General features: G+C 40.5%; 8 protein-coding genes. All 8 read right to left on the bottom strand.

Annotated elements, in window-relative coordinates:
• Positions 1-19: 19 nt before the first annotated feature.
• Positions 20-412: a type II toxin-antitoxin system HigA family antitoxin gene (locus Q7J63_RS08325; RefSeq protein WP_304885357.1), complete on the bottom strand. Its 393-nt coding sequence runs from the start codon at positions 410-412 to the stop codon at positions 20-22.
• 20 nt (positions 413-432) lie between these two features.
• Positions 433-738: a type II toxin-antitoxin system HigB family toxin gene (locus tag Q7J63_RS08320; RefSeq protein ID WP_304885355.1), complete on the bottom strand. Its 306-nt coding sequence runs from the start codon at positions 736-738 to the stop codon at positions 433-435.
• 156 nt (positions 739-894) lie between these two features.
• Entirely contained in the window at positions 895-1,743 is an 849-nt protein-coding gene (rhuM, locus tag Q7J63_RS08315) for a RhuM family protein (protein WP_304885353.1), read from the bottom strand.
• Between the two features lie 151 nt (positions 1,744-1,894).
• Complete coding sequence (locus tag Q7J63_RS08310; RefSeq protein ID WP_304885351.1) at positions 1,895-2,674, bottom strand: DUF2971 domain-containing protein; 780 nt, start codon at positions 2,672-2,674, stop codon at positions 1,895-1,897.
• A gap of 12 nt (positions 2,675-2,686) precedes the next feature.
• Positions 2,687-3,946, bottom strand: coding sequence for a HEPN domain-containing protein (locus tag Q7J63_RS08305; RefSeq protein ID WP_304885350.1), 1,260 nt, complete (start codon positions 3,944-3,946; stop codon positions 2,687-2,689).
• Positions 3,943-8,289: a DUF559 domain-containing protein gene (locus Q7J63_RS08300; RefSeq protein WP_304885348.1), complete on the bottom strand. Its 4,347-nt coding sequence runs from the start codon at positions 8,287-8,289 to the stop codon at positions 3,943-3,945. Before Q7J63_RS08300 ends, Q7J63_RS08305 begins: the two co-directional genes overlap by 4 nt.
• Before the next feature lie 417 nt (positions 8,290-8,706).
• The gene (locus Q7J63_RS08295) at positions 8,707-10,197 is read right to left on the bottom strand and encodes a S10 family peptidase (RefSeq protein ID WP_304885346.1); all 1,491 of its coding nucleotides are present in this window, start codon (positions 10,195-10,197) and stop codon (positions 8,707-8,709) included.
• Positions 10,198-10,301: 104 nt separating this feature from the next.
• Positions 10,302-12,545, bottom strand: coding sequence for a TonB-dependent receptor domain-containing protein (locus tag Q7J63_RS08290; protein WP_304885344.1), 2,244 nt, complete (start codon positions 12,543-12,545; stop codon positions 10,302-10,304).
• Positions 12,546-12,692 lie beyond the last annotated feature (147 nt).

The raw sequence follows: 12,692 nt of genomic DNA, 5'->3' as shown, positions 1-12,692 counted from the left end.
TAAATCACATTTTTTCAAGTCAGGGCTTTACCCGATTGGTTTCGGTATGTAAAGGGTAAGGCTGAATCAGCACTTCAACTGGAAGGTGAAGCATCACTTCCAGATTTCTAATCATCTCTATGGTGAGTGCTCTTTTTCGATTCAGGACCAAGCTTACGGCCGTTTTGCTGCCAATAGCCTCGATCAAGTCTTTGTCTTTTAGGCCTAGGCGTTCTATTGTCTCACGTATGGCGGCAATGGGATCTGGCAGGGAGATCGGATAGTGCTCTTTTTCGTATTTCTCAATTAGGGTTACGAGAAGTTCCGCTTCCATACCTTCAGCAGTGTCCGGGTTGGCTTCAAAGACTTTGGTAAGTCTGGCCAGGGCTTTTTCATACTCCTGATCTGTTGTGATTATTTTTTCCCATTTCATGATTACCATTTGTTTTACAATTAGAAATGATCTACGCTGGATGCATCTACTTTGTCATATTCTGAATGCGTGCCGATAAACTTTATAAACACCCATTGTCTTAAATAATTGATTTGTACAATCAGGCGGTACTTATTTCTGCTGATGTTAAAAACAATCCGATTATTTTTGACAGGATCTGCATCAGGAAAATCTTTGACTACATCAGAGGGTTTTTTCCAGTCAGCATGTTTGACAACCGCTATCCAAGTCTCTATGCTCGACTTGGAGTCAGGATGCCATTTTATGAACTCTTTCAGATTCTTGATTGCAATGATGTTTTTCAAATCATCCTTTTTTGTAAACCTCTAAAATAAACAGAAAGTTTTCAATATGTAAACCTTTGTTGTATTTTTTCTGATTGTTGGTTTTACCTCACAGTTGATTTCGGGAGATATTTATTTTAAATGAGCCTCAAATTATTTCGACTTAAACATCGATTTCTAACTATTGTTCCTATTCAGCACGCTGATCACCAATTTCTTCACGGTATCCATCTCTTCAGGTTTGCTTGAGGCAATGAAGAGTGTTAAGCTGGCCAATGCATCATTGCTGATGATAGAAATTCCATCATTGTTATACAATAGATCATTAGATTGCAAAAAGAGGAGAAAACAGGCTGCCGCAATTCTTTTATTTCCATCCACAAAACCATGATTTTTCACGATCAAGTAAAGGAGCGTAGCTGCTTTTTCCTCCAGGCTGGGATAGAAATCCTCTTCACCAAAGCCCTTGGTGATCTGTGAAACCGCGCTCTCAAAGCTTCCGTCTTTCTGTCTTGCAAAAATACCTGATTCAATATCAGACTTCATTGCTGAGATTATCTTATGGTAATCAGCAAGTTCCGGATACTTGGCTGGCCCCATACTTAAGCCTTTCTTATCTAGATTTTCATGATCGTAATCATCCAGCAACTCCAGTCCTTTCGCAAAGTGATTGAGCCAATCCAGGTTTTGATCTTTTGCTTTTTGTTCTATTACCCGGCTTAATATCCGTATTCCGTCTTTAAGTGTTTGAACTTCCTGCTGCTTTTGAGCAAGTCTTTTTTCATTGATGACATAGCCTTGGACAAGGTATTCTTTTAGTCGCTGGGTTGCCCAGATTCGAAACCGTGTACCTTGTTTAGAATTCACTCGGTACCCCACCGATAATATGAGGTCCAAATTATAGAACTCAACCTCTCTTTCTACCTTTCTTCTGCCTTCCGTTTGAACTGTTGCATTTTTTGCAACAGTTGACTCTCTATTGAGTTCTTCATCCCTGTAGATGTTTTTAATATGTCTGGATATCACCGACTTGTCCCTTTGGAATAAATCCGAGATTTGCTGTAGAGAGAGCCAAAAGGTTTCCCTCTCAAACTTTACCTCAATTTGAGTCTGACCATCACTTCCCTGAAATATTTCGATTTGGTTGTTCAGGTTCGATTAAATGAAAAAATAGAGCTTAATAAATTTTCATTTCGTTTAGAATGAATTCCTCATTATTTAAACTCAATTCAGATATTTCACAATTTATTTGATGCGCAATCACAAAATTTATTATCTCATTTTTATCATCCTGAGACATTTGGCAGCCAAGGACAATTTTTTTTAAAATATCTTTATCGTATTTTATTGTTTTTCTTGAACCATTGGCTTTGACAATTCTAAATTCATCTTCATACTCCCAAATTTTAGATTTGGTAGATAATTGTTTTATATAAAATTCAAAAGAATTCCCAAATAAATCCATTTTAGGAATATTAACTTGATATTTAACAGGTCCAATAGAACCGTCAATTTGGTCATATAAAGCTTTGGTGTCAAACCCAATACAAAAACCTTTATGACAATTTGCATAATGTGACCACATTAAATAATTCATGTGATTTGGAGTCAACGAGAAAATACCAAAAGTCTTATCAATTTCCATAATATTTAAAAGTCTCATTTTTTCTATATGTTCTGGATCATTTATTAAATCTTCTTCCTGAGCTTTATTACAAAATTCATCAATTTGCATCTCATTCCAACTTGGATGAAGTTTTTTTGCAATGAGCTTTCTTTTTTGAAATAGTTTTTCCTTTGTTAAGTCCTCTGAATTATATACAAAGGGGATTGATCCTTCATATGGATCATTGAACATTGATGCAGATGCTAAAAATATTTCAAAATTAAAAAGAGTTCTTTTATTATACTCATTATTATAATCTCTATACTTATAAAGTATCGGGGGTATCGTCATTATTTTTAATATTTATAAAGTATCTAAATTAACATTATTTAAAAGATTATCATCAAAACCTATATGTCTTAGTATACAGCAAATTAATAAAATTCTCAAATTTACTGTTATACCGAATAGGTCACCTATCTCATAAAGATATTCATAATCCTCTTCATAAAAATGAGAATAATAATGCCTATTCTTCGATATTTTGAAAGTATCTAAATCAAGTCTCGTAATAATATCTATAGTTTTAAATTCATCTATAATTGAATTTAATCTTGATTTAAGTTCAATTTTTTTGCTTTCTCTGAATCTTCTATGAAAACCTTCTAAAGTATTTATTATTGTCATAAAGTTGCTTGGATCAAAATTATGATCGTTCTGAAAACTTTTTATTAGATAGTTCAATATTGGCTCTAATCTCTTATCGATTGACATCCAATTATTCAATATTTTATCAAAAGACTCCGAAATCAAATTAAAATTAAAGATTGGTCTTTCATAGGGTGATTTTGGCCTTAAATTGCGGCTTTGCAAATAATATAAGCCAATTGATTTATCGGTCTCCTTTTTTAAATGGGATTTATATGGAAATAGGTATAAACTTTGAATTTTAACTCTGGATGTAAAGGCGAATTCAAAAAATAAAATTAATTTTTCAATCGATTCAATAAAATCAACAAATGAAATCTGACTATTTTGTTTTATTTTGACGGTATAGATCTCCTTAATATCTATACCGTCAAAATCTTTCTCATGCTGCCAACTGTTACTCAAAATTTCCAGGGAAAAATCTCCCTGGAATATTGATTGGAAAGAGAATCCGTCCTTTGACTTGTCATAACTTAAGTTGAAACCTGATATTTCATTATCAGAATTGAATGTGTATGAATTTTTTATATTGGTTCTAGCAAACCATCCATTTAATTTATCAGTATGAAAATTTGCTTGAAAAAATGTCTTATCATTTTCACTAGAAAGATGAATTCCTTCTAACAAATAACCTATTTTATATTTTGTTAAAGAAAATTTTGATTTATATGTTTTTACATGATTAAATACTCGGCATTTTACCAGAGAGATTTTTTTTCCTTCTGAATCAACTCCATGTATTAATTCCGAGTAATTTTTACCATGATCAAAAAATGAAATTTTTTCCTCAAAAAAATTTCCTATAAGCTCAAGATTCAATGAAGTATCTGGATCAAACTTGACTGTTCCCGGGACTATTTTTTGAGGATTTTCAGATAAAAACCAAAATCCTGCAAATTCTTTTTTTTCTTTCATACTAAACCTCCCTCAACTATCCCAATTTCTTCTTCATTTAACCCATACAACTCATAAACTAAATTATCGATTTTGGTTTCAATATCAGCGGTACTGAAAAGCGGATTTTGCTTTTTAATTTCATCAATCTCAATAACCAGACTTGATATTATATTTTCTTCATTAAGTGACGGAATGCGAAATGTTTCAACATAGGCTTTTGACATGGAGAAGTAACCTCCTCTCATTTTTGAGACAATTGATCCAAAATAAAACTTTGCCAACTTTGAATTTAATAATCCCAATAAATAAAAATCTATGTTTGGGATGAAAAATGTTGTCTTATTTAAGTGTATGCCTTCCTCCACAATTGTAAATTGATTTTCATAAGAGGTCTCTGGCCAAACAATTTTTTTCTTTTCAAATTCATCATAATAATCACAAGCTCTCAATTCCCACCAAAAATCTCCTTGATCGGTTCTTTTTCTGGCTGATTTTTCAAAAGGTTTTAGATGATTTGCGATGGCTGGGTAATTTTTCCTAATCCATTCCCAGGCAGGATCGTAATCCATATAACCATACCGAGGAGGTTCACTAACCTGATTGATATAATTTGGGTCGTTTTCCGGCAAATTTCTTTTTATCGTAAATCCTTTTGGAAACAGAATTAGGTGTTTCTCAGCAATTGGGTTTTGGTATCTTTTTATCTCTCTACCAGCTAGTAATGGTTTAATCACTTCCGCACTGCTAGCATCTTCCGCAATCAACCGATCCTTGGTTTCCTCATCAATGACAAAGGCCTCATTTAGTCCTGTTAAAACTCCTCTATAGATTTTACCATTCACATATTCGGCTAGTGGTACGCCTTGGGATTTTAACTTCAGTAAAAGTTGCTGCGATTTGCTATCTGTCAATGTCCATCCTTCTTCAGCCAATCCCTCCGTGAGTACTTCAATTCTGTTTTCCTGTAAATAGGATTCCATTCCCAATGGAAAGTCCAAAGTGTCTAGATTGACTGCGGTGAAGTTTGAGGAGGGTATATTTTTTCTTAGCCCAATAATCAGAGGATAGGTGGTGGCTTCTTCAAACACCTGTAAATCTCCAAAATCGAGTAATTCCTTGATTTGAAATCCTTTTACGTATTTCCTCATTGCCTTGCCATAGCCCGCTCTCATCCATTTGTTTGGAATGATAAAAATAAAGTCTCCGGAATTTTTCAGCAGGTTCATGCTCAGCTCCACAAAGTAAACATAGAGATCGGCAGTTCCTGTGAATGTTTGAAATCGGCTTTGTAAATAAGGTTTAAGTGGAGAAAATTCTTCCTGTCGGATATAAGGCGGATTCCCGATCACCACATCAAAACCCACAAATTCCCCAGTATCATTCAAGACTTCCGGGAATTCAAACCGCCATTCAAAGGCATTTTCATAAATCTGATTGGCCTTGATTTCATCGATTTCTGTATCCAGTTTGTGGAGCTCTACACTGACTTTTTCGACCCGTGCGAGTCTGGCTTTTTTCTCTTTTGGCGCTTCCTCGAAAAGGCCTGTTTGCATGGTGAGGTTGTAGAGTTCGCCTCCCAAAGCTGCTTTTCGCTTGATTTTGGGATCGTTCTTGGCTATTTCGGAACGGAAGTCAGATTTGATTGTGTTGATCAACCGCTCCATTTCCCGCTTTTCTTCCTTATTTTCTGCATTGCGATAGCGATCCACGGCGATTCGATAGGCATCGATGGAGAATTTACTTTTTTTCAGTGCCTGGCTCAGATCTTCATCCAAGGCAAAGCGGGAAACCAGCGAATTTCCACATCTGATATTGATGTCGATATTGGGTAAGGTTTCCAATTCTCTCGTCCAAGTACCCTCACCCCCGGCCCCTCTCCCAGAGGAGAGGGGTGATTGCTCCTCTCCTTTGGGAGAGGCGGGGGTGAGGGACTTGTAATACGCACTTTTCAGCAACTCGATCCAAAGCCGAAGCCGACAGATTTTGACGGAGTTGGGGTTGATGTCCACGCCGAAAAGACAGTTTTCGATGATGGTTTGCTTTTCATGGAAGAGGGTTTCTTGGATGCGTTGGGATTCCTTGTTGCTGGGATTGTACTCAAAAAGCTCCCCATCTTCATCGGTGACGATCAGTTCATCATTGACCACTTCAACATGATATTCCTTGAGTCTTTTTCCAGATCTATCCTGAAGGATTTTGAGGTCATTTTTTACTGCAATAATTTCATTCAACGCAGATACCAAGAAATGTCCAGAGCCAACTGCTGGATCACAGATTTTGATGGAGTTGATGAGGTTATTTGCTTCCGAATAACTGAATATTTCATTTGGCCCGATGATATCATACACATCAGCTATGGATTTCAAGTCCCTCATCCCCGGCCCCTCTCCCTGAAGAGAGGGGTGAATGGCTTCCGAATGAATTTTTACTGCCTCGAATATCTTTTCAGTTTCCCAGATTGCCTCCTCGTTTGAAAAACGGATGATGGTAATTCCTAATTCTGTTAACTCATATGTTCTACCTTCGTCATATTCTGCTTGGTCAATATTCAGATGATAATCTCCATCAAGTTCGATTCCCAGCATCAACTCTTGACAAAAAAAGTCAAGAATAAATTTTTGATTTACAGGATGCTGCCTTCTAAATTTAAACCCCAGTAATTTTCTGTTTCTAACCAGTTGCCATAAAAAATCCTCCGCCTTGGTAGGATTTTTTCTCATATCCCTGGCATGCTGCAGTATCACTGGATCTATTTTCTGGGGTTGTTCCCCTCTCCTTTGAGGAGAGGGGCCAGGGGTGAGGTCTTTTAAAGCTTCCTTAAACTTCTGCAAAACAGCTTTTCGGATCGTTTCCCTGCACATGTACATGGTGATAAATCCAGGAGTGAAGAAAGAGCCGTCTTTGTAGCCATTGATTTTCTCGAAGATCAGACCCAAGACAGCGGCATTGATCAAGGTTTTATTGTCCTCCTGAATTTCTTCTGATCCTTCACTGGCGAAATCGTAAGCATCAAGGAACTTGAACAGGTATTCCAGCGTGGTGAGTGAACCTGTCAGTTTTTTGCCTTGCTCATTTTTCAAAACCGTGGAAGAAATCACCGGAATGGTTTTTTCATTCTTTAGGAAATTGATCATGATCGTCCTTTGCTCCATAGAAGTAGGCTCAAAAAGCGAGGAGTTCAGGTAGGGTACTTTTGCGAATGCATGTTTCACATCCTCGTTTCTTTCTTCCAGCTTTTTTGCCAAGACCTGAAAGAAAAGCGAATTCAGTTCATCCCAATCCTGGATGTTTTTCTTGTTCAGGAAAGCGTAGGATTTGTCCCCTTTATGGTAAGTGATCAATTGGGCTTCCAGAAGTTTGAGAAACAATACCCTGTTGATCCATGTAATGCTGAGCTCGAGGCCTACATTAAAAAGCCGCTCCTCATTTGTACTGCCGTATTGGCTGGGCTTTTCAAGTTGTCCCAGCTTGTCCAAGGAATCCAGCTGTATCATCGCGTCTTCGAGAATACTTCCAGAATTGCGTGCGCCTGCCTTGTTTCTACCAATGATTTTCTTTCCTCCCTCTTTGGTTTCCGTAAGGCCGATGATATGCAGCAATTCCTCATAAAAGCGTTTGTCCAGGCTATTGCTATCATTGGCAAAAGGAAGTTTCAATAGATGCTCGGGAGAGAGGAGCTTATAAAGCGCGATGAGTTTGGCATCATCCTTTTTGTCCGCATTGCGCAAGGGTTTGTCATAGCTGCGGATATCAAAATAGGTGAATTCAATTTGTGTTTTTACCTTTTCAATTTCTGGCTCGGCAATGTGCTTGTAGAAAAAATCAGTTTTGATTTCAGAAAGTCTCCCGGCTTCAAACTCTTCAAATTGCTTCACCAAAGGCTTGTTTTGAGCAAAAAACCGGTCAAAAATCCGTCCATCAAAAATGAACCACTCATGGATATTGGTGACGATCAAGTGCTTTACTTCCAGATTATTGTGCGTGATCCGTTCCCGCAAATAGTAAAGCACCAATTCCTGGAATGCCCTGTAATTGATGTTTGCCGTGCTGAGCATTTCCGACTTGTTGGTCGGCTTTTTGGCTTCCAAAATCACACCTACCGTGGATTTTGCTTTGTCACCGTTATGGATCACAAGGTCATTTCTGCCTTTGGTATTGATGTAATGATTGGGGTCGTAATATGTCTTTTTGAGGAAGTCGGTGACCAGATTCTTGTGAAACTCTTCGGATTCAATTTCATTGCTTTGATCAATCAGCTTGATCAAATTTGCCTTAAAAATCTCTATTTCATTTCGGTTGGGCTTTACCTTAAGAAACGCTTTGTTGAGGGCTTGTTTCGGCTTGAGAAAAGTTGCGGTCATTTTGATATGGGCTTGGATTAAAAAGCTGATAACAAGATGCATTTTTTTTACCTAAATATGCAATTCGATCGTTTCTGAATTCCGGAATTTTTGAAAAAATAAGCAATGGATGAGGTGAGAAATTGAATCCTTGTTGTGTATTGCCAATTCTTTTTCAGTCTGAAATCGATTTACAATCAGTCAGTTGTTTGCTGTTTTTAACTTTACCATATTGATACTAAGCCATATCCCCCAAATGTGCTGATTTTTTTGAGGTTTCCAGCCCATTAGGCGACCTAGTGCATGTTTTGGGTAAACCAAGGGATAGAGGAACCTGAAAACACGAACTGTTTCAACGTTGGATTGTCGAAAAGCATTGCTAACATTGCCATTCCAACCAAGAAAAAAAGGCTGTCTCCTTTAAGAAACAGCCTTTTATTAATTTGACAAAAACTCCCGGATATCCGCCATCAGTTTCTCGTAATCCGGTCGGTGGTTGTACATCATGTGCCCTCCCTCATAATAGGTCATCTTTACCCGTTCCATGGGAATGTCATGTCTGGCAAAGGTGTATTCCGCATCAAAAAACGGAGTGATCAAATCATAGTAGCCGTTGGCGACCAGGATTTTCAGGTCTTTGTTCCTCCGCATGGATTCCCCCAATCCTCGGGCGACATTCACGAAAGCGGGCTCCCAATAACTGTCCTTGGAAACGGGTCTCCAATTCCATTTTTGACCAATATTGCCGTTGGAGGTAAGGTATGGGCGGTCTACAATTGTCTTCAACTCCTGTGCAAAATAACTCTGCAAGGCTGCAGTGTAGGCCGCGTCTATGGCATAACTGGCAACATCTCCCAGGGTGGGATTTGCTGCCGCCCAGTCTCCTTCACTTCCCAAATATCGGCCATCCAGCCTTCCCAAGGTGAGCCCTTCCTCCCGCATCAGTTCCTTTTGGAAACGTGACATCAGGATACGGTTGTCCGAGCGAAGGATATAATTGGTGTTCAAACCGGTAAAATAAGCCAACCTTTCTGCAAGTTTCTTTTTTTCCCCATCTGGCAAAAGATTTCCCTTATAAAGTGCTGAAATATACTCGTTGTAAGCAAACTGACGGGCTTCCTCGGCGAAATCTTTCAGGGTTTTGCCCTGTCCCGCTTTGCCATGATACCAAGCGGTGGCGGCCATGGAGGGCAAATAGGTGAAATAGGAAGGAATAATGTCATGCTCAGAGGTCGATCCCTGATAGTCCAAGGCCTGTGAAATCAAAATCAATCCATTCATCGCCATGCTCTGACCACCCTTTTCCAAATCCGCGGTCACAGCTGCAGCCCTGGTGGTGCCAAAACTTTCCCCAATGATATATTTTGGAGATTGCCATCTTTGATGTTGGGTGATCCACATCCGAATGAACTGTGCAATGGACTTGGAATCCTCAGTCAAGCCCCAAAAATCTTCCTCCTTTCCCTTGCCGATGACCTTGCTGTATCCTGTGCCTATTGGATCAATAAACACCAAATCCGTCAGGTCGAGCAGTGCCAGGTCATTGTGGATAAGTGGGTAGGGGGCTGCTCCATCGTCTTCCTTTGCATCAGAATCCACTTGGACTATTTTTGGCCCAAGTACACCCATGTGGAGCCAGACGGAAGCAGATCCAGGGCCGCCGTTAAAGACAAAGGTTACGGGCCGCTTGGATTGTCCCTGCTCATTTTTGAGGTAAGCAGTTGACCATAACGCCGCTACTGGCTCTCCTTCATGGTTTCTGAGAAATGTTTCTCCAGAAATGGCTTTATAACTGATGTTGACTTTGTTAAAGGTCCCTTGATGGCTGGTCTCAAATGAAATCAGGTCTGGGATTGGTTTTTCTGTTTCCTGGGCAAAAACAGGTGTAACCAGCACAATTGCGGCAAGAAAGAGGAGCGTTTTTTTCATGGGATTCTAATAATAAGCATTTTCAACTGGACTCTTTTTGGTCTTTCAAGCCGAATTTTCAAGGAGCCTTGATTGGTGAATCGGATTGTTTTCCTTTTAGATTTTCAATATCTAAATCCGACTTTCAACCCACCATACCAATTTCTTCCCGGGGCCGGTTGGAAAAACCTTCCGCCGAAAGCATTCAGGTCATTGCCAAGGCTATAGCTTTCGTCGAGTAAGTTATCCACACCCGAATACAACTCCAAATCCCACCTGCTTCCAAGTGTATTCCTCCATCCCAGCCTGCTTCCAACCAGATTGTAGGTGTCTTGGAAAACGGTATTGGCATCGTTCAAGGGGATCTTATCCACATACTGGTGGGTGAAATTCAGGTAAAACCCAGGTTTTGTTCTGAGATCCAACTGGTTCACCAGTGTATTGGGAGCGACTCCTGTCAGTTTGTTACCCGAGAAATCATCGTTGCCTTTGGTGAATTGGGCAAATTTAAAATAATGTCCCGTAAAGGCATGGGCGATTTTCAATTCCTGCACTAAACCAGCCTGGTTCCGGATCAGGGCATAGTCCAGACTGGCTTCTATCCCCTTCTGATTTGTGGCTCCCGCATTTTGAAACAAGACCACGCCTTGGGCATTGGTAAAGGTCGTGATGGTTTGGTCAAGTTTGAAGTAAAATGTGGTCAAGTCAAGATTGAATCTCCCGAATTGGGCACGGTATCCCAGTTCATAATTCACGCCGCGCTCTGCCTCCAAATCCAGGTTGATGCTTCCTTCATTGGTCCTGACTTCGTCGATGGTCGGCGGAGAAAAACCCGAACTGATGCTCCCGTGCACCCCGGAATTGGCATTCAAAAGAACGGACAAGGCAATCCGTGGAACAATAATCGGGTCAAATTTCCTGACATTTGTCGCTGGATTGTTGCGGCCTGCATCTATGGTCCTGTCGATTTCGAAACGGGAAAAATTCTCACTGAAACCAAGGGTCATCAGGACTTTTGGTGACCATTCGAATTCCAGTTGCTGAAACAAGAACGCTTGGGAAGCGATGAGGTCATCGCTGAAGCGGATGGTGTCTGCCTTACCGGCACGGTTGCCAAAGTTCTGGGCCAAGGTTTTGGAAAATTGGTATTCCCCACCCGCAACCATTCTCACAGGGAAATTTCCCCACATTCCGTTGTGGACAAACTTGGTTCTTCCCCCATAGCCGAAGGCGGTTTCTTTTTTGTAATCCAAAATAAACGGATTTTCGAAATCCGTGGTGTTCATATATAGCGAGGTCACGTTTTCCAATTCCGAACCGAAGGTATAGGAATGTGACAATGTTCCATAGAGGGATTTCTGTGAAATCGAACTGTTTTGGCCTACGGATCCGGGTCTCGCCTGTGTGGGATCTTCTGCCAATTGCGCGGCATTGAGCGCCCCTGGGATTTGGTAGTCCAAGTCCGTGTAGAGAATTTGTGTGGATAACTTCTGTTTGTCGGAGGATTTGAGGAGAGCTGACAATTGAAAAACCTCCCGGTCCACAGCACTGTGTTCCCGATAGCCATCGGATTTTTGTTTTACATAGGAAACACTCAATCCCCCACCATTCACTTTTTGGTCCAGCCCAAACCTGTACCGAAGCAATCCAAAATCACCCACTCCGACATCCGCGGCAATCCGGTTTTCATTGATTTCCTGGCGACTTGTCAGGCTGATCACGCCACCATTTCCCGCGCCATAGATGCTCCCGGCTGGGCCTTTGATGATTTCGGTGTTTTGGATGTTGGACAAATCGAGCAGATTCAATGGGGTGGTACCGTCCGGAGCGGTAAAGGGAACCTCATTCCAATAGACCTTTACGTTTCTTACCCCAAAAGGGGAGCGCAGTGAACTTCCGCGAATGGAAATCCGGTAACTCGCCGGTGCCCTTTCTTCTACGCGTACGCCCGCTTTGGTATTGAAGGCATTGACGATGGAGGTTTCGTTGAAGCGATAGAGTTCATTCTCGAGTACCCGACTGACGGATCCTGCCTGCCTCAGCAAGGGTCTTTCCGACTCAAAACCCATGACAATCACTTCAGATAGCGCATTGGTAGCGCTTTTCAGTTGGATGGTAACATTTGTCCCGGGAGCGATTTCCAAGGACTGGGTTTCAAAGGAAACATGTGAAAAAACGAAGAGCAGCGGTGCTGAAAACTCGAGGAGCACTTCTCCCGAACTATCCGACACTTGAGGCTTGAGTCCGGGCGCCTTCACCAAGACGCCGGGAATGGCTTGGTTTGTCCCTGCTTCTTGAATCAGGATTTTAGTTTGTGCCAAAAGTGACAAGGGGAACAAAAGGGCTAACAGTAGGGTCAATTTTTTCATTATTGGATGGAATATGGAAGCTAAAGATAAGGATAATACAGATTTTTGCTTTCATAGATTTTATGAACAGCAGCGATGTATGTTTTAAACTGTGGTGAGGCTGGATAAGTGAAATTCAAACGCTCGGGAAATCCTCCATGAACACAA

Source organism: Rhodonellum sp., from assembly GCF_030656585.1.
Taxonomy (GTDB): domain Bacteria; phylum Bacteroidota; class Bacteroidia; order Cytophagales; family Cyclobacteriaceae; genus Rhodonellum; species Rhodonellum psychrophilum.
This window is presented reverse-complemented; position numbering and strand designations above follow the sequence as displayed.

Coding starts and splice junctions, on each gene's coding strand:
- Q7J63_RS08305 (WP_304885350.1), bottom strand. CDS start 3,946: ATGAAAGAAAAAAAAGAATTTGCAGGATTTTGGTTTTTATCTGAAAAT.
- Q7J63_RS08325 (WP_304885357.1), bottom strand. CDS start 412: ATGAAATGGGAAAAAATAATCACAACAGATCAGGAGTATGAAAAAGCC.
- Q7J63_RS08310 (WP_304885351.1), bottom strand. CDS start 2,674: ATGACGATACCCCCGATACTTTATAAGTATAGAGATTATAATAATGAG.
- Q7J63_RS08295 (WP_304885346.1), bottom strand. CDS start 10,197: ATGAAAAAAACGCTCCTCTTTCTTGCCGCAATTGTGCTGGTTACACCT.
- Q7J63_RS08300 (WP_304885348.1), bottom strand. CDS start 8,289: ATGACCGCAACTTTTCTCAAGCCGAAACAAGCCCTCAACAAAGCGTTT.
- Q7J63_RS08290 (WP_304885344.1), bottom strand. CDS start 12,545: ATGAAAAAATTGACCCTACTGTTAGCCCTTTTGTTCCCCTTGTCACTT.